Genomic DNA, 18,443 nt, shown 5'->3' with positions numbered 1-18,443 from the left:
CCGGGTGCCCATCACCTTGAGGAGCAACGCACATGACCGTTCGACGCACCAGCAGAGTGGACACGGGGGCCCCGGAACCCTCCGGGCCGGCCGAGCGGGAGCGAGGGCGTGACCGATGAGGGCCCTGTTGCTCGGCGCCAATGGCTATCTCGGCCGGTACGTGGCCGACCGGCTGCTCGCCGATCCCGCCGTCCAGCTCACGGCGCTCGGCCGCGGTGACGACGCCGACGTCCGCTTCGACCTGTCCACGGGCAGCCCCGGCGCGCTGACCCGGTTCCTGGACGCCGTGCACCCCGGCGTCGTGATCAACTGCTCGGGCACCACGCGCGGCGGCGCCCGCGAGCTGACCCGGCACAACACCGTCTCCGTCGCCACGGTCTGCGAGTCGCTGCGGCGCAGCGGCTGCGGGGCGCGCCTGGTGCAGATCGGCTGCTCGGCGGAGTACGGGCCCTCGCAGCCGGGCTCCTCGACGGCCGAGGACGCGGTGCCGCGCCCCGGCGGCCCGTACGGCGTGAGCAAGCTCGCCGGCACGGAGCTGGTGCTGGGCTCGGACCTCGACGCCGTGGTGCTGCGGGTCTTCTCGCCCGTGGGCCCCGGCACCCCCGCCGGATCGCCGCTGGGGCGGCTGGCGGAGGCGATGCGGCGCGCGATGCAGAGCGGCGAGGGCGAGCTGAAGCTGAGCGGTCTCGGCGTGCAGCGGGACTTCGTGGACGTACGGGACGTGGCCCGCGCCGTGCACGCCGCCTCCCTGTCGGCGGCGCAGGGCGTCGTCAACATCGGTACGGGCCGCGCGGTGCGGCTGCGCGACGCGGCGGCCGTCCTCGCCCGCGTCGCGGGGTTCACCGGGGCGCTGCACGAGATGGACGCGCCGGCGCTGCGCGGCGGGCCGGGCGACCACCCGGGCGGCGCGCCCGCCTTCCCCTACCCGGACGGCTGCGGCAGCTGGCAGCAGGCGGACGTGCGTACCGCCCGCGACCGGCTCGGCTGGCGGCCGCGGATCGCCCTGGAGGAGTCCCTCGCGGACATCTGGATGGAGGCGGCATGCCGTATCTGACGCCTCGTGGGATCACGGCACGGGTACAACGGGCGGGAGTGGCCGGCCGGTCGGGTGCGGCGGGCCGGCCGGATGCGGTCGGCCGGTCGGGTGCCGCACGGCCGCCCGTCGCCCAGCGGCTCGGGATCGGGGTGCCGGGCTACGCCCACCCGATGGTCGCGCCCGCCGAGTGGGGCGAACTGCTCGGCTCCGACGTGCCGCTGGACTGGTGCGTGCTCAACGTCGCCCAGGGCCCGGGGGCCCGCCCGGACCCGTACTGCCTGGCCGTCGCCGGGCGGCTGCGCGACGCCGGGGTGCGGGTCCTGGGCCATCTGGACGCGCGGTCGGGCGCGCGCCCCTTCGGCGAACTGATCTCGGACGCGCACCGCTTCCTGGACTGGTACAAGGTCGACGGGTTCTATCTGGACCGCTGCCCCACGGAGCGCTCCGGCCTGCCGGAGGTGCGCCGCACGGCCGCCACCCTGCGCGCGCTGCTCGACCGCGCGTACGTCGTCCTCGCCCACGGCTCGCAGCCCTTCCCCGGATATGTGGAGAGCGGGGACCAGTTGGTGACGTTCGAAGGGGCGTGGTCCGACTACCGGTGGTCCCAGGTCGCCGAGTGGACCGCCGACTACCCGCCCGAGCGGTTCTGCCACCTCGTGCACGGTGTGCCGGGCCCGCATCTGGAGGAGGCCCTGCGCATCGCCCGCTGGCAGGGCGCGGGAACGGTCTACTTCACGGACCGTTCGCCGCGCCCGGGAGCGGCGGGCGGGGCGGGCGGGGGCGGCGCCTGGGAGTCGCTGCCCGGCTACTGGGACGAGATCGTCTCGCGCATCGGACCTGGTGTCTCGGAATGAGGAGGGGCGTGGCAGTGTTACGGGGAGAAGTGCCCCGCGGGAGCGGGGCCGGTCCCGTCCACCGACCAACGGAGTCCCCGTGTCGCTGCCACCCCTGGTCGAGCCGGCTGCCGAGCTCACCGTCGATGAGGTCCGCAGGTACTCGCGCCATCTGATCATCCCGGACGTCGGGATGGACGGGCAGAAGCGGCTGAAGAACGCCAAGGTGCTCTGTGTGGGCGCGGGCGGCCTCGGCTCGCCCGCCCTGATGTACCTCGCCGCGGCCGGCGTCGGCACCCTGGGCATCGTGGAGTTCGACGAGGTCGACGAGTCGAACCTGCAGCGCCAGATCATCCACAGCCAGGCCGACATCGGCCGGCCCAAGGCCGAGTCCGCCCGCGACTCGGTCAAGGGCATCAACCCGTATGTGAACGTCGTTCTCCACCAGGAGCGCCTTGAGGCGGAGAACGTCATGGAGATCTTCTCCCAGTACGACCTGATCGTGGACGGCACCGACAACTTCGCCACCCGCTATCTCGTCAACGACGCCTGCGTGCTGCTGAACAAGCCGTACGTATGGGGCTCGATCTACCGCTTCGACGGCCAGGCGTCGGTCTTCTGGTCCGAGCACGGCCCCTGCTACCGCTGCCTCTACCCGGAGCCCCCGCCCCCCGGCATGGTCCCCTCCTGCGCCGAGGGCGGCGTGCTGGGCGTGCTCTGCGCCTCCATCGGCTCGATCCAGGTGAACGAGGCCATCAAGCTGCTCGCCGGCATCGGCGAACCGCTGGTCGGCCGCCTGATGATCTACGACGCCCTGGAGATGACCTACCGCCAGGTCAAGGTCCGCAAGGACCCCGACTGCGCGGTCTGCGGCGAGAACGCGACCGTTACCGAGCTGATCGACTACGAGGCGTTCTGCGGCGTCGTGAGCGAGGAGGCCCAGGAGGCCGCGGCCGGTGCGACGATCACGCCGAAGCAGCTCAAGGAGTGGCTGGACGAGGGCGAGAACATCGAGGTCATCGATGTCCGCGAGCCGAACGAGTACGAGATCGTCTCGATCCCCGGCGCCAAGCTGATCCCCAAGAACGAGTTCCTGATGGGCACCGCCCTTCAGGACCTTCCGCAGGACAAGAAGATCGTCTTGCACTGCAAGACGGGTGTCCGCTCCGCGGAAGTCCTCGCGGTCCTGAAGTCCGCGGGCTTCTCGGACGCCGTCCACGTCGGCGGCGGCGTCATCGGCTGGGTCAACCAGATCGAGCCGGAGAAGCCGGTCTACTAGCCCTCCTCGAACGCGTACGGCCCGCGGGGCCCGCTCACCTGGAATGGAGAAGGTGAGCGGGCCCCGCCGTCATGCGCTGTTCCTCCGGGCCTGAGGGGCTTCGGGCCTGCGGGTCTCCGGGTCTCCGGGTCTGCGATTCTGCGAGTCTCCGGGCCTCCGGGTCTCCGGGTCTCAGGCCCTTCGGGCCTTACGAGCAGGTTTTGCCGTTCCCGGGGACCTTGGAGTGCAGCAGGTAGTCGTTCACCGTCCGCGTCATGCAGCCGTTGCCGCTGTTGTACGCGCCGTGGCCCTCGCCCTTGTACGTGACCTCGACGCCCACGCTCTTGCCCAGCTCGCGGGCCATTCGCCGGGCGCCCTCGTACGGGGTGGCCGGGTCGCCCGTGTTGCCCACGACGAGGACCGGACTCGCGCCCGCGGCCCGTACGTCCGGGGTCTTCCAGCGGCCCTCCACGGGCCAGCCGGCGCAGCTCAGCAGCGACCACGCGGTGGACTCGCCGAAGACCGGCGACGCCTTGCGGAACTTCGCCAGCCACGCCTGCACGTCGTTGCCGTCGTACCGCTGCTGGGCGTCGGCGCAGGTGATCGCCCGGTTCGCGGCCTGGAGGTTGCTGTAGTGGCCGTTGCGGTCGCGCCCGGAGAGCGAGTCGGCGAGCAGTTGCAGGTAGTTGCCGCTGCCCAGGGTCGTGGCCTCCTGGAGCCCGCGGGTGAGGTACTGCCAGGTCTCCTTGGAGTACAGCGCGGACGCGATGCCGTTGACGGCCTGGTCCTTGGTCAGCTTGCGGCCGTCGCGGGTGGGCAGCGGTTCCGAGTCGAGCTTCTTCAGCAGCGCGGTGATCCGCTTGGTGCCCTCCTCGGGGCCGCTGCCGGTCGGGCAGCCGGTGACGCTCTCCGCGCAGTCCCGCATGTAGTCCTCCAGCGCGCGCTGGAACCCCTTGGCCTGGTTGAGGTCGCCCTGGAGCGGGTCCTGGGTGGGGTCGACGACGGCGTCGAGCACCGCGTGGCCGACCCGCTTGGGGAACAAGTGGGCGTAGACGGCGCCCAGTTCGGTGCCGTAGGAGATGCCGAAGTAGTGCAGCTTGTCGTCGCCCAGCGCCTGGCGCAGGACGTCCAGGTCGCGGGCCGCGCTCGTGGTGTCCACGTGCCCGAGCAGCTTCCCGGAGTTCTTCCGGCACGCCTCGACGTACGCCTTGTTGGCGGCCAGCGCCGCCTTCAGCTCGTCGTTGTCGTCCGGGGTGGCGTCGATCGCGTTCGAGTCGTCGATCTCCTTGTCGCTCTGGCACTTGACGCCCGAGCTCTCGCCGACGCCGCGCGGGTCGAAGCTGACGAGGTCGTAACCGGCGCGCAGGGCCTCGTAGTCGCGGGCGAAGCCGGGCAGCGTCGCCACGCCCGAGCCGCCGGGCCCGCCGAAGTTGAAGACGAGCGAGCCGACGCGGGAGGCGCCGCTACGGGCCTTCGCGCGGATCAGGGCGAGGTCGATGGCGGACCCGTCCGGCTTCGCGTAGTCCAGCGGCACCTTGAGCGTGGAGCACTCCCACCGGGTGCCGTCCGAGAGCGGCTCCGGGGCCTTGCCGGTGCCGCCCTGCGCGGTGGTGGGGGCCGAGCAGCCGTGCCAGCTCAGCCGCTGCGCGCCGAGCCCCGAACCGCCGGTCGGGGCGGACGGGGACGAGGTGCCCGACTTCTTGTCCCCCTTCTTGTCCCCGGCGGCCTCGCCGCCACCGCCGTCGCCGCTGCACGCCGTGGCCGCGAGGGCCACCACGAGGGCCGTGGCCGCCAGCGTCCGGGCCCGAAGCCTGGGCAGGGTCCGGGGGCGGCTCCGTATGGGGCTCCGCATCGTCTGTCAGTCTCCTGCCTGTCTGTCCGACAGGCTCGAACTCTTCGGATTTGCGAGCCTGTGACCGGAGGATGCCATATGGGCGGGCGCGCGAGCTCGCCCTCTGCCGGAAGTGGCCGGACGTCGTCCGTCAGCGCGAGGCGTCCGCGCCGGCCGCCGGGCAGTCGGCGAAGCGGGCGGCCGCCTCCACGAAGCGCGGGAAGACGGCGCCCGGATCGTCGAGCGAGGTGCCGGTGGCGGCACGGCCGATGCCGGTGGCGGCACGGCCGGTGCGCATGGCGTAGACCGCCGGACGGTCCGCGCAATCCGCCCGTACCGCCGCGCTGCCCGACGCACCCCCGTCCGCCACCCCCGCCCCCTCCCGAAACCCTCAGCGGTGGACTGCTGTGCGGGCGATCGTAGCTGGGGGCACTGACAGCGGGGCGGGGAAACGGCCCGGATCGGCTCTGACCAGCACTCAAGACCCCCTCTGCCCAGCGTTCGAGACCTGTCCTGCCCAGCGCTCAAGACCTGTCCGGAGCAGTGCTCAAGACCAGCTCTGACCAGCGTTCGAGATTCGCCCGGCCCAGCGCTCGTTCAAGAGCAGACCTTGCCGTCCTTCGGGACCGTGCCGTCCAGCAGATACGCGTCCACCGCGCGCTTCACACACGCGTTGCCGCTGTTGTACGCGCCGTGGCCCTCGCCCTTGTAGGTGAGTTCGACGCCGACGCCCTTGCCCAGCTCGCGGGCCATTCGCCGGGCGCCCTCGTACGGCGTCGCGGGGTCCCCGGTGTTGCCCACCACCAGCATCGGGGCAGCGCCCTTGGCGCTCACCTCGGGGGTGTCCCACTCGCCGGACACGGGCCAGCCGGTGCACTGGGTGAGGCTCCACGCCATGAAGTCGCCGAAGACGGGCGACGCTCGGCGGAACTCGCCGACCTTGCCCGCGATGTCGTCGGCCGTGTAGCGCTGTTTGAAGTCGGCGCAGGTGACGGCGGTGAGGGAGGACTGCAAGGAGCTGTACGCGCCGTCCTTGTCGCGGCCGTTCATGGAGTCGCCGAGGGCGAGCAGGATCTTGCCGTCGCCGTTCTCGGCGTCCTCCACGCCTTCGGTGAGGTAGTCCCAGAAGTCCTTCGAGTACAGGGACTGGGCGATGCCGCCGCTGGCGAGCGACTGCGTGAGCTTACGGCCGTCCGCCGCGGGCGCCGGCCGCTTGTCCAAGCGGTCCAGCAACCGCTGGATCTGCCGCTCGGTCGGGCAGTTGTCCCGGCTCCCGGCGCACGCCCGCAGGTAGTTGCCGAGCGCGAGCTGGAAGCCCTTCGCCTGGCCCAGGGCGCTCCGCACGGGGTCGTTCGTCGGGTCCACGACGCCGTCGAGGAGGGCGCGCCCCACCTTCTTCGGGAACAAGTGGGCGTAGACGCCGCCGAGTTCCGTCCCGTAGGAGATGCCGAAGTAGTGCAGCTTGGCGTCGCCGAGCGCCTCGCGCATCAGGTCCATGTCGCGTGCCGCGTTCGACGTCCCCACATGGGCGAGGACCTTGCCGGAGTTCTTCTCGCAGGCGGCGGCGTACTTCTTGACGCGGTCCAGGAGGGCGCGCCGCTCGGCCGCGTCGTCGGGGGTGGAGTCGGCCGCGTAGTAGGAGTCGAGGTCCTTGTCGCCGAGGCACTTGACGCCGTCGCTGCGGCCGACGCCGCGCGGGTCGAAGCTGACGAGGTCGTAGCGGGTGCGGAGGTTCTGGTAGTCCTCGGCGAAGGCGGGGAGGGTGCTGATGCCGGAGCCGCCGGGCCCGCCGAAGTTGAAGAAGAGCGAGCCGATCCGGTGGTCCGGGTCGGTGGCCTTGGCGCGGATCAGGGCGATGCCGATGGTGTCGCCCTTGGGGCGGCCGTAGTCGAGCGGGGCGTGCAGCGTGGCGCACTCCCAGGAGTCGCCGGGCGCCTGGCCCGAGGAGGCGTCCTCGCTGTCGCTGGGGGCGGGGCAGGACTTCCAGTCCAGCTTCTGGCCGGCGCTCGTGTCGGCCCGCGCGCTGTCCGCGCCGCCGTCGGAGCAGCCCCCGACGGCGGCGACGGCCAGCAGTGCGGCGAAAGACAGGGCCCCGGTCCGTACGGATCTCGACACGGCGGCTCTCCCGGAGGTCGGCGGGGCGTACGCGGAACGGGAACGTACGCGGACTGCCATCCTCCGGTCGGGCCGCCGCCGGGCGCGCGCCTCGCGGTCCGTACGGGTGAGACCCGGGCCGCGTGCGTACGCGCCCTCCGCCCTGCCGCCGTACGGACGAGTCTGCCGCCGTACGGACGCGCCTTGTCGCCGTACGGACGCGTCCCCCGCCCTACAGCGGTACGAACGTCACCTCCGTCGCCTTCACGCTCACCCACACCTCCGCGCCCTCCACGAGGCCCAGCTCCGCCGCAGCCGACGGGGTGATCTCGGCGACGACCTCGGGCTCGCCGTCGACGAGGACCCGCAGCCGGCCGCCCTGCGCGGCGATCTCGCGGACCGTACCGGCCCAGACGTTGCGCGGGCTGCCCTCGGGGCGGGTGGTGTGCAGGGAGACGGCCTCGGGGCCGACGACGGCGAGCCCCGGCGTGTGCTCGGCGGGGAGCGGGTCCGCGGCGATGAGGTCCGCGCCGCCGGCCAGCCGCAGCGATTCGCCCTTCGCGGTGCCGGGCCAGGCGTTGCGGCCGAGCATCCGGGCCACCCAGGGGGAGCGGGGATGCCGGGTCAGCTCGGTCGGCGTCGCGTACTGGAGGGTCGAACCGTCCTCCAGCACGAGGATCCGGTCGGCGAGGGAGACCGCCTCCACGGGGTCGTGGGTGACGATCAGGCAGACGCCGGGGAAGTCCGCGAGGTGGGTGCGCAGGGTGTGCCGGACCCGGGCGCGCGTGGACTGGTCGAGGGCCGCGAGGGGCTCGTCGAGAAGGAGCAGCCGGGGGCGCGCGGCGAGGGCGCGCGCGAGCGCCACGCGCTGGGCCTGGCCGCCGCTGATACCGCCCGGCTTGCGGAGGGCGAGATGGCCGACGCCGAGGGCGTCCAGCCAGTGCTGCGCCTCCGCGTGCGCCTTGGCCTTCGCCGTGCCCTGGGCACGCAGCCCGTACGCGGTGTTGGCGAGGGCGGTGAGGTGCGGGAAGAGCGCCCCGTCCTGCGGGACCCAGGCGATCCGGCGCTTGTGGGGCGGTTCGGCGGAGACCTCCGCGTCGCCCAGGGCGAGGGGCCGCGCGGTGGCCCGGTGGGTGAGGCCGAGCAGCGCCCGTAGCAGCGTCGTCTTTCCGGCGCCGTTGGGTCCTACGACGGCGATGGTGGTGCCCGCGGGGGCGTCGAGCGCGGCGTTGGTGGCGCCGGTGACGGTGGTGCGCAGGGGCGCGAGGGCCGGCTTGGGCAGGTCGCGGACGGGGGACCGGCCGCTCTCCTTGGCGGACGACCGGGCGTCGCTGCTGCTGCCGCCGGTGCCGCCGGTCCCGCTGCTGCCGTTGTCGCCGCTGTCGTCCGTCGAACCCGTGGCGGCGGCCTTCGGCTCGGCCGGTTTGCCGCCCAGCCAGCGGCCGCGCAGCGCGAGGAGCACCACCGTCGCGATGACCAGCAGCAGGAGGGAGACGGCGGTCGCGCCCTCGGGGTCGTCCTGGAGCAGCAGATAGACCTGGAGGGGGAGCGTCTGCGTCGTACCGGGCAGGTTCCCGGCGAAGGTGATCGTCGCGCCGAACTCGCCGAGCGCGCGCGCCCAGCACAGCGCGGCCCCCGCGATGAGCCCCGGCGCGATCATCGGCAGCGTGATGGTGCGGAAGACCCGCAGGGGCGCGGCGCCCAGGGACGTCGCCGTCTCCTCGTACCGGGGGTGCAGTCCGGCGAGGGACCCTTCGAGGCTGATGACCAGGAACGGCATGGAGACGAACGCCGAGGCGATCACCGCGCCCGTGGTGGAGAACGGCAGGGAGACGCCGAACCACGACTCCAGCGCCGGGCCCAGCAGCCCGCGCCGCCCGTACCCCTGGAGGAGCGCGACGCCCGCGACCGTCGGCGGCAGCACCATCGGCAGCATCACCAGGCAGCGCACCAGCGCCTTGCCGGGGAACTCCACGCGGGCGAGCAGCCAGGCCAGCGGGATGCCGAGGACGAGCGCGAGCAGCAGCGCCCAGGCGGAGACGAACAGCGAGAGGCCGAGCGCCTGGCTGACCTCGTGCGAGGAGAGCCGGGTGGTCAGCGTGGACCAGGGCGTGCGGGCCAGCACCCCCGCGAGGGGGAGCAGCAGGAAGACCACCGCGAGTACGGCGGGAACGGAGAGGGTGAAAGGCGTACGCCCCCGGACCGCGCGCGTGCGGCCGGGGGCGCGCGTGGCGTTCGCGGTCACGGCTTCTGGAACCCCGCGGCGCGCAGCAGCCGCTGCGACTCGTCGGTGTTCAGCCACTTCACGAAGGAGGCGGCGTCGGAGCTGTGCTTGGAGCCCTTGAGAACGGCCGCCGGGTAGGAGGCGATGGCGTTCTGGTCGTCGGGCACGTCGACGGTGGCGACCTTCTTGCCCGCCACGGCGGCGTCGGTGGCGTACACGATCCCGGCGTCGGCCTCGCCCAGCTGGACCTTGGTGAGGACGGCGCGGACGTTGGGCTCCTGGGAGGCCGGTTTCACGCTGATGTGCTGCTTGTCGAGGACCTTCTTGCTGTAGCGGCCGACGGGCACCTGGGGCGCGGCGAGTACCACCTTGAGGTCGCTCTTGGAGAGGTCGGAGAGGCCCTTCACGTGCTTCGGGTTGCCCTTGGCGGTGACGATGGTCAGCCGGTTCTTGGCGATGACGGAGGGGGTTTCCGAATCGGACTTGAGCCCGTCCATGGTCTTGGTGTCGGCGGTGACGAGGGCGTCGGCGGGCACGCCCTGCCGCACCTGCGAGGCCAGCTCCTGCGATCCCGCGTAGGAGAACTTCACCTTGACGCCCGGGTGCTCCTTCTCGTACGCGGCGCCCGCCTGCTTGAAGACGTCGGTGAGGGAGGCCGCGGCGAGGACGGTGAGCGTGGTGTTCTTCTTGCCGTCGCCCGAGGCCCCGGAGTCCTTCTTGTCGTCGCTGCCGCAGGCCGCGACGAGCGGTACGAGCAGGGTGGCGGCCAGGACGGGGAGCGCGGCACGGCGTACGAGGGTGCGGGGAGCGCGGGGCGTACGGGACGTGGGGGACGTGCGGGACATCGAAACTCCAGAAGCCGGGTGTCAGGCGCGGTCGATATGGACATTGGTGGACTTCACACGGGCCACGGCCTCCATGCCGACGGCCAGCCCCAGCTCCTCGACGGCCTCGCGGGTGACGAGGGAGACGAGCCGGTGCGGCCCGGCCTGGATCTCCACCTGGGCGGCGACGTCGCCGAGCTTGACGGCCGTGATGATGCCGGGGAAGGCGTTACGGACGCTGGTGTACCCGGAGTCCTCGCTGTCGGAACCGTTCGCGTCCGCCGCGAGCGCGACCGAGAAGGCCGCCAGGTCGGTCCCCTCGATGCGCCGCTTGCCGAACTCGTCCCGACGCGTCGGAATCCGCTCGGCGTCGGCCCAGCGCCGGACGGTGTCGGAACTGACGCCGAGGAGGCGCGCCGCCTGGCCAATTGTGTAGGACCGCATGTGCGGCACCGTATGGCTATTCATCCTGTAGATGCAAGGTAAATCGGATAAAGGCACTGGCAAATGCGGCGTGGAGGTTGCTGCTGGTGGTGGGCGGGCACGTTCACTTCAGCCCGTCCGGCGTTTGAGGACGCTTGTGCGCGGGAGGGGGCGGGCGCGTTCATTTCAGCCCGTCCGGCGCTTGAGGACGCTTGTGCGCGAGCGCGCGCATCCACCTCGGCCGGCCCGGCACGGGTACGGGCAGGCGCCCGCATCCCAGCCCGTCCGGCGCTTGAGGACACCCCCGACCGCGCCGACTACTAAATGGCTCCCTTGCGGGTGAGATACGTGAACGAGATCCACCCCGGAATCACCGGCAGCCAGAACACCATCAGCCGGAACACCAGCACCGCGGACAGCGCGGCATCCGCCGGCATCCCCGCCAGCGTCAGCGCCGACGTCAGCGCGATCTCGACCGCCCCGACACCCCCCGGCGTCGGCGCGGCGGAGCCGATGGCGTTGGCGGTGAGGAAGACCACCGCCGTACTGGCATAGCTCAGGTCCCCGCCGAAGGCGCGCGTCGCGGCGTCCAGGCACATCACGTTGGCGGCCGTCAGCAGCAGCATCCCGCCGATGCCCGTCGCGAGCTTCTGCGGCCGCTGGAGCACGTCCAGCATGCGCGGCACCACGCCCGCGAACAGCGACCGCACCCGCGTCACGACGAACTTCCGGAGGAACGGCACGGCGGTGACGACGAGCACGAGGACCGCGGCCGTGAGCAGCCCGCCGATCACCGTCCGGGACGGCGACAGCGACGAGGCGCGCTCCGTTCCGGTCACGTACCCGAAGGACAGCAGCAGCAGGATGTGGCAGACCATGCCGAACAGCTGCGACGCCCCGACGCTCGCCACGGCCAGTCCCGGCCGCACCCCGGCGCGTTGGAGGAAGCGCGTGTTGAGGGCGACGCCGCCGACCGCGGCGGGGGCGACCAGCTTCACGAACGAGCTCGCGACCTGGGCGACGACCGTACGGCGGAAGGAGACCTTCTCCGGTACGAACCCCAGCAGGCTCAACGCGGCGGCGACCTGGGTGAGCGCGGAGAAGAACACGGCGACCGCCACCCACACCCAGTTGGCGTTGCTGACGATGTCGCCGATCGGGGTGTTGGTGAGCTGCGAGAGCAGGAAGTACGCGGCCAGCGTGCCCGCCATGAAGGTGAACAGCGTGCGCGGCTTGATCCGCTCCAGCCGGACGGGCTCTATCGCCGCCTGCGGCCGGATCAGCAGCACCTGCTGACGGATCTGGGAGAGCAGGTCCTCTTCACGGGCGTCCTCGGCGGCCTCGTCGAGCGCCCGCTTCTCCGCCTGCCGCTCGGCCCTGGCCGCCTTGCGGTCGCTGCCGCCGCCGGCCTCGGCGTCGCCGTCGGCCCCACTGCCGGTTCTGGTTCCATTGCCGGTTCCATTGCCGGCCTTGACCGCACTACTGGCCGTGGCTCCGCCACCGGTCTTGGCCATGCTCACGGTCTGGGCCGACCCGGCCGTGGCTCCGGACCGTGCCTCATCGGCGGCCTCGACGGACCCAGTGACCTGATCGGCCCCCGCGGCCCCGGCTTCCTCGACAGCCCGGGCGGCCCCTTCGGTCTCTCCAGCCGCTACGGCCTCGGCCGCCTCGGCCGCCCGCGCCTTCTCCTCCGCCTCCTCTGCCTCCTCCGCGGCCTTGGCCTCCTTGGCCGCCTTACGGGCATGCGACGCCTCCAGCACCGCCTCCCGCTCGCGCTGCGAGCGCTCGCGCGCCAGCTGGCGCAGCGTGGCGCGGCTGATGCGGGTCAGCGCCAGCGGCTGGAGCAGCGGCAGGCTGTCGGCGATGGCATCGGGGCCGAGCATGTCGACGGCCGCGGCCACCGACCGCTCGGCCCCGACCCGCAGGCCCAGCGTGGTCAGCAGCTGCGCGATGTCCATGCGCAGCACCAGATCGCCCGCGGCGATCTCGCCGCCGCTCAGGTCGGTGAGCACCACGTTGCCGGAACGATCCACCAGGAGGGCGTCGCCGTCCAGCCGCCGGTGCGCGATGCGCCGCGACTGGAGGAACTTGAGCTGCTTCCAGGCGCCCGCCAGCAGCTCGTCGGTGATCTCCTCGTCCGGCAGTGCGTCGAGGGTGCGGCCGCCGATGTGCTCGTACACGAGCATGACCGCGTCCGGACCGAGTTCGGAGGTCGCGATCAGCTTGGGCGCGTTGGCGCCGGCGGCGATGGCCGCGTACGCGAGCAGCGCCTCCTGCTCCAGCGCCTGGCGCAGGGACTGGAGGCTGCGGCGTTGGGTGAAGCCGCGCAGCGCGAGCCGCTGCCAGACGCGGTAGAAGAAGCCCTGGGCCTGCTGCTCGCGGTCGACGACCGTCACGTCGAGCGGCGGGCCGTCCTCCAGGGTGACGATGTAGCGGCGGCCGCGGTCGTGGTGGCTCGCGTGCTCGCCGTCCGGTACGTCCTCCGAGCGCAGCGCGGTCACCGGCTTGAAGCCGACGCGGCGCAGCCCGGCGAGGAGGTTCTGGCCGGTGGGCCGTACGTTCGGGGAGCCGACGGCGTACAGCGTGCCGTACGCGACGGTCCAGCCGATCAGCACGGTGACGGCGATCGAGAACGGTGTGGTGTAGCCGCCGACCAGCACCGCGAAGGCGTCCAGCAGCAGCACGGCCCACATCGCGACGCGCCAGCGCGGCCGGCGCGACATCCCGACGGCCGTCATATAGGCGATCACGGGGGCGAGATAGCCGTGCACGGGGTCGGTGACGCCGCCGCTCGGCGCGGCCCGGGTGAGCGCGTCGCTGATCGTCTCGGGGGCGGCGCGGGCCACCCAGAGGTCGGTGGCCAGCGAGACGCCGTGCGCGAGGACGGCGGCGAGCACGCCGTCGGCGATGCGCAGCCCGTCGCGTTTGATGAGCCGTTCCATGGCGAACGCCACCGGGACGATGAAGACGGCGATATTGGCCGTCAGCCCCGCGAAGTCGGCCAGGAGCTGCGGCGCCTTGCCGGTGGAGTCGCCGATGTCCTTTTCCAGGCCGGCGGTGGTGCTGTGGGCGAACGCGGCGAGCGCGAGCACCAGTGCCAGACCGAGGATGCCGAGGAAGAGCCGGACCAGGTCGGAGGGGCGGTGCACCCGGGCGGGCAGCAGCGGTTCGTCACCGGAGACCCGGTCGATATGGGCCTCGTCGTCCTCGCAGCGGTGCTCGTCGGAGGCGTGTGATCCGTCGGAGCAGGGCAGCACTTCGCGGGCGCGCTCCCCCTCGGGAGGCTGCGCGCCCTGCTGCTCGTCCGTTTCTTCTTGATCTCGTATCACCAGTCACCGCCCGGAAGATGGTGGCATGGCCACGCCGTACAGGGGGGCATCAGGGTGCATTTCGGGGGCGCGGAACCGAGATCGTACGCTCCGTCGCACATCCGTACACCTACGGTGATCGAATTCAGGAACGCGCTGGGCCACTGTCGGTGGGGTACGGCAGGATGGGTCGGATGAGCGAGCACGTACGGGCGGCCGACGAACTCCCCGAGTACGCGGAGCGGGTGCTGGCGGTCGCCGAAGAGATCCCGCCCGGCCGCGTGATGACCTATGGGGACGTCGCCGAATGGCTCGGCGAGGGCGGCCCCCGCCAGGTGGGACGCGTGATGGCGCTCTACGGAGGCGCCGTGCCGTGGTGGCGTGTGGTCCGCGCGGACGGCGCCATGCTGCCCGGCAGCGAGCTGCGGGCGCTGGAGCACTACCGCGACGAGGCGACCCCGCTGCGCGCCGCCGCGCGCTCGGCCGAGGGGCATGTGCCGCGGATCGACATGAGGCACGCGCGCTGGGGCGGGGGCGGCGCCGACGACGGCTGAGATACGGGCGGCGGCGGTCCGTACGAGGGCGGGCCCGACGGCGGTACGGGCGACGGGCGGGGCGGCGGCGGTCCGTACAGCAGTGGGGCCGGCGGCGGTCCGTACGAGGGCGACAGGGGCGGCGGCGGTCCCTACGGGGACGGCAGGGCCGACGGCGGGCCGCGCGGCGGCGGCTCCGGCGGTCCGGGCGGTGGCCGGGCCCCCGGGCGGGGCGGCGGCGAAGGTACTCCTCACGTATGACAGCTTCCGCCACCCGGAGGGTGCGGACGCGCATCGGAGCCCGTACGGAGTACGGGCACGATCCCGTTGCCGCCCACTGGCCCGAACGGGTGAGGCGGCCGCACCGGACCGGCGGCTCCCGGGACGCGCTGCGCCCCACTGGCCCTCTGGCGTAGCGTCGGGAACTGCCCTCACCCCCCGGCCACCACCCGGCACGTACGGCCGCAAGGCACCCAGCACACCCACCAGGACCGGCGATCCACGTGAGCTCCTCCTTCTCGTCCCGCTCGTCGCACCCACAGGTGCGACCGCCATCGGGCGGCTACCGCCTGGTGCGCGCCCGGCCGGGACCCGTGGCCCCTCCTGAGCTGGACGCACGGCAGCGCGCGGTGGTTGACCACCCCGGCGGCCCGCTGCTCGTCCTCGCCGGCCCCGGCACCGGGAAGACGACCACCCTCGTCGAGGCGGTCGCCGAGCGCGTACGGCGGGGCGGCGACCCGGAGCGCGTCCTCGTCCTCACCTTCAGCCGGAAGGCCGCCGTCGAACTGCGCGACCGGATGGCGGCCCGGCTCGGCGCCGGCGCGACGGGCCCGCAGGCCACGACCTTCCACTCGTACTGCTACGCCCTGGTCCGCGCCCACCAGGACGCCGATCTCTTCGCCGACCCGCTGCGGCTGCTGTCCGGCCCCGAACAGGACGTCGCCGTGCGGGAGCTGCTCGCGGGACAGGCCGAACTGGGGCGCGCGGGGCGCGGGGGCGTGCGCTGGCCCGACGAGCTGCGCGCGTGCCTGACCACGCGCGGCTTCGCCGACGAGGTGCGCGCCGTCCTCGCGCGCAGCCGCGAGCTGGGGCTGGGCCCCGGCGCGCTCGACGACTTCGCGCGCCGCACGGGGCGCCCGGACTGGGGCGCGGCGGCGGCCTTCCTCGCGGAGTACCTGGACGTCCTGGACGCGCGCGGGGTGCTGGACTACGCGGAGCTCGTGCACCGGGCGGTGCTGCTGGCCGAGCGGTCGGAGGCGGCCGCGGAGCTGGCCTCCCGGTACGACGCGGTCTACGTGGACGAGTACCAGGACACGGACGCGGCCCAGCTGCGGCTGCTGCGCGCCCTGGCGGGCGGCGGCCGGACCCTCGTCGCCTTCGGCGACCCGGACCAGTCGATCTACGCCTTCCGCGGCGGCGACGTCAACGGCATCCTCGACTTCCCGGACGCCTTTCCGCGTACGGACGGCTCCCCGGCGCCCGTCGAGGTCCTCACCACCTCCCGCCGCTCCGGCGCGGACCTGCTGGCCGCCACCCGCCTCCTCACCCGCCGCATGCCCCTCACCCGCCTCCCGGCCGCCGCCGTACGCGCCCACCGCGACCTGGCGGCCGTACGCCCCGGCGGCCGGGTCGACGCCCTCACCTTCCCGACCCCCGGCGCCGAACTCGACAACATCGCCGACATCCTCCGCCGGGCGCACCTGGAGGACGGCATCCCCTGGCCCGACATGGCCGTCCTCGTACGCGCCGGCGCGCGCTCCCTCCCCGGCGTGCGCCGGGCGCTGACCTCGGCGGGCGTTCCCGTCGAGGTCGACGGCGACGACATACCGCTGCGCCACGAACCGGCGGTCGGCCCGCTGCTCACGGCCCTGCGGGCGGCGGCGGAGGCCGCGCTGGCGGAACGGGAGGGGGCGTACGGGCCGGGGGAGGGGACCGGCGCTTCGCACGAGCCGCACGGGCTGTACGGGCCGGGGGACGCGCTCTCAGCGGGCACCGCCCCGGCCGCCGAGGAGGTCCCGGACGCCGACGGGGTCCTGGACTTGGAAGAACCCGCGGACACCGACGAGGCCCGTGACTCTGACGAACCCGCGGACGCCGACGAGTCTGTGGAAACTGACGGGCCTGCGGAAGCTGATGAGCCTGCGGAAGCTGTCGAGCCCATGGACGCTCTCGCCCCGCCCCCCTCCTCCCTGGACGTCGAGACGGCGCTCACCCTCCTCGGCTCGCCCCTAGGCGGCATGGACGCGGCCGATCTGCGGCGGCTGGGGCGGGCGCTGCGCGAGGAGGAGCGGGCGGCGGGGAAGGGCGTACCGCGGCCGTCGGACGTACTGATAGCCGAGGCGCTCGCCCAGCCGGAGCGCCTCGTGGCGCACGACCCGGCGTACGCGCGGGGCGCGCGGATACTCGGCGATCTGCTGCGCAAGACCCGCGAACTGCTCGCCGGCGGCGGCACCGCCGAACAGGCGCTCTGGGAGCTGTGGTCCGGCACCTCCTGGCCGGACCGCCTGGAGCGTACGGCCCGCAGAGGCGGCCCCGGCGGGCGCAACGCCGACCGGGACCTGGACGCGGTGTGCGCGCTCTTCGAGACCGCCGCGCGCGCCGAGCAGCGCACCGGCGGCCGGGGCGCGCTCAACTTCCTCGACGAGCTGGACGCGCAGGACATCGCCGCCGATACCCTCTCCGGCCGGTCCGTGCGGCCGGAGGCCGTGCGGCTGATGACCGCGCACCGCGCCAAGGGCCTGGAGTGGCGGCTGGTGGTCGTCGCGGGCGTACAGGAAGGGCTCTGGCCCGACCTGCGGCGGCGCGGCTCGCTGCTGGAGGCCGACCGGATCGGCCGCGACGGACTCGCCGACCCCCTGCCGCCGGGCGCGCTCCTCGCCGAGGAGCGGCGGCTGTTCTACGTCGCGGCCACCCGCGCGCGCGAGCGCCTCGTCGTCACCGCGGTCAAGGCCGCCGCGGACGACGGCGACCAGCCCTCCCGCTTCCTCGGCGAACTCGGAACCGAGCCCGTGGACGTCACGCAGCGCCCGCGCCGCCCCCTCGCCGTCGCCGCCCTCGTCGCCGAACTGCGGGCCACCACCGTCGACCCCGCAGCCTCGGACGAGCTGCGGGCCGCCGCCGCCCAGCGGCTCGCCCGACTCGCGGCGCTGCACGACGACGAGGGGCAGCCGCTCGTACCGGCGGCCCACCCGTACCGCTGGTGGGGCCTGAACGAACCGACGCACAGCGCGGTGCCGCTGCGCGACCGCGACCGCCCCGTCGCGCTCTCCGGGTCCGCCCTGGACCAGCTCGTCAACACCTGCTCCCTCCAGTGGTTCCTCGGCCGCGAGGTGAAGGCCGACGCGCCGGCCACCGCCGCGCAGGGGTTCGGCAACGTCGTGCACGTACTGGCCGACGAAGTGGCGTCCGGGCGCACCCCCGCCGACCTCGCGGTCCTCATGGAGCGCCTCGACTCCGTCTGGGACGCGCTCGCCTTCGAGGCCCCCTGGAAATCGCGGCAGGAGAAGGAGAACGCGCGCGCCGCCCTGGACCGCTTCCTCCGCTGGCACGTCATGGAGCGCGGCGGCCGCTCGACCGTCGCCACGGAGCACGATTTCGACGTCACCCTCAAAACCGACGCCTATATGGTGCGCATCCGCGGCTCCATGGACCGCGTGGAAACGGATGCCCAGGGGCGCGCCTACGTGGTCGACTTCAAGACCGGCAAGGCCGCCGTGACCGCGCACGACGTCGCCCGCCACCCGCAGCTCGCCGCCTATCAGCTGGCGGTGCGCGAAGGCGCGGTCGACGACCTGTTCGGCGGGCGGCGCCCCGAGGACGGCGGCGCGGAACTGGTGCAGCTGCGCCAGGGCGCGGCGAAGAAGGACGGCGGGGAGGCCCTGCCCAAGGTGCAGGCCCAGGAACCCCCCGAAGGGGAGTGGGTGAGCGACCTGCTGGCCACCGCCGCGGGCCGCGTACTCGACGAACGCTTCGCCCCCCGCCCGGGCCAGCACTGCACCCGCTGTTCCTTCCGCAGCTCCTGCACGGCCCGCCCGGAGGGGCAGCACATCGTGGAGTGACGCGTGACACCCTCCGGGGAC

General features: G+C 73.4%; 12 protein-coding genes. 5 read left to right on the top strand and 7 right to left on the bottom strand.

The window, feature by feature from the left end; all coding sequences use genetic code 11:
- Window positions 1–115 precede the first annotated feature (115 nt).
- The 3 genes from AB0I22_RS03210 to moeZ all read left to right on the top strand — a co-directional run bounded on the left by AB0I22_RS03210 (window position 116) and on the right by moeZ (window position 3,148).
- Window positions 116–1,054, top strand: coding sequence for an NAD-dependent epimerase/dehydratase (locus AB0I22_RS03210; protein WP_363128870.1), 939 nt, complete (start codon window positions 116–118; stop codon window positions 1,052–1,054).
- Window positions 1,042–1,890 carry a spherulation-specific family 4 protein gene (locus tag AB0I22_RS03205; RefSeq protein WP_363128869.1) on the top strand — a complete coding sequence of 283 codons (849 nt, stop codon included), beginning with the start codon at window positions 1,042–1,044 and terminating at the stop codon, window positions 1,888–1,890. Before AB0I22_RS03210 ends, AB0I22_RS03205 begins: the two co-directional genes overlap by 13 nt.
- A 79-nt stretch (window positions 1,891–1,969) precedes the next feature.
- The gene (gene moeZ, locus AB0I22_RS03200; RefSeq protein ID WP_363128868.1) at window positions 1,970–3,148 is read left to right on the top strand and encodes an adenylyltransferase/sulfurtransferase MoeZ; all 1,179 of its coding nucleotides are present in this window, start codon (window positions 1,970–1,972) and stop codon (window positions 3,146–3,148) included.
- 187 nt (window positions 3,149–3,335) lie between these two features.
- Here the strand turns inward: moeZ and AB0I22_RS03195 are convergent, their stop codons facing one another.
- The 7 genes from AB0I22_RS03195 to AB0I22_RS03165 all read right to left on the bottom strand — a co-directional run bounded on the left by AB0I22_RS03195 (window position 3,336) and on the right by AB0I22_RS03165 (window position 13,714).
- Window positions 3,336–4,979 (bottom strand): alpha/beta hydrolase, encoded by a 1,644-nt coding sequence (locus AB0I22_RS03195; protein ID WP_363128867.1) that lies wholly within the window; start codon window positions 4,977–4,979, stop codon window positions 3,336–3,338.
- Between the two features lie 130 nt (window positions 4,980–5,109).
- Window positions 5,110–5,328, bottom strand: coding sequence for a hypothetical protein (locus tag AB0I22_RS03190; RefSeq protein WP_363128866.1), 219 nt, complete (start codon window positions 5,326–5,328; stop codon window positions 5,110–5,112).
- A gap of 227 nt (window positions 5,329–5,555) precedes the next feature.
- Window positions 5,556–7,073 carry an alpha/beta hydrolase gene (locus tag AB0I22_RS03185; protein ID WP_363128865.1) on the bottom strand — a complete coding sequence of 506 codons (1,518 nt, stop codon included), beginning with the start codon at window positions 7,071–7,073 and terminating at the stop codon, window positions 5,556–5,558.
- Window positions 7,074–7,284: 211 nt separating this feature from the next.
- A complete protein-coding gene (locus AB0I22_RS03180; protein ID WP_363129095.1) occupies window positions 7,285–9,207 on the bottom strand; it encodes an ABC transporter permease in 1,923 nt (640 codons plus the stop codon).
- Between the two features lie 86 nt (window positions 9,208–9,293).
- On the bottom strand, window positions 9,294–10,121 hold the full coding sequence (gene modA / locus AB0I22_RS03175) for a molybdate ABC transporter substrate-binding protein (protein ID WP_363128864.1): 828 nt from the start codon (window positions 10,119–10,121) through the stop codon (window positions 9,294–9,296).
- Between the two features lie 21 nt (window positions 10,122–10,142).
- Window positions 10,143–10,544 carry a helix-turn-helix transcriptional regulator gene (locus tag AB0I22_RS03170; RefSeq protein ID WP_363128863.1) on the bottom strand — a complete coding sequence of 134 codons (402 nt, stop codon included), beginning with the start codon at window positions 10,542–10,544 and terminating at the stop codon, window positions 10,143–10,145.
- Between the two features lie 299 nt (window positions 10,545–10,843).
- Complete coding sequence (locus AB0I22_RS03165; RefSeq protein WP_363129094.1) at window positions 10,844–13,714, bottom strand: lysylphosphatidylglycerol synthase transmembrane domain-containing protein; 2,871 nt, start codon at window positions 13,712–13,714, stop codon at window positions 10,844–10,846.
- A gap of 302 nt (window positions 13,715–14,016) precedes the next feature.
- On the opposite strand from AB0I22_RS03165, the gene AB0I22_RS03160 reads away from it, so the two are divergent.
- Window positions 14,017–14,385 carry an MGMT family protein gene (locus tag AB0I22_RS03160; RefSeq protein WP_363128862.1) on the top strand — a complete coding sequence of 123 codons (369 nt, stop codon included), beginning with the start codon at window positions 14,017–14,019 and terminating at the stop codon, window positions 14,383–14,385.
- 482 nt (window positions 14,386–14,867) lie between these two features.
- Window positions 14,868–18,422 (top strand): ATP-dependent DNA helicase, encoded by a 3,555-nt coding sequence (locus AB0I22_RS03155; RefSeq protein WP_363128861.1) that lies wholly within the window; start codon window positions 14,868–14,870, stop codon window positions 18,420–18,422.
- The last annotated feature ends 21 nt before the right edge of the window (window positions 18,423–18,443 follow it).

The sequence above is a fragment of the Streptomyces sp. NPDC050610 genome (genome assembly GCF_040654875.1).
Classification (GTDB): domain Bacteria; phylum Actinomycetota; class Actinomycetes; order Streptomycetales; family Streptomycetaceae; genus Streptomyces.
Note: the sequence above shows the minus strand (reverse complement) of the source record. Positions and strands in the feature narration are given on the sequence as shown.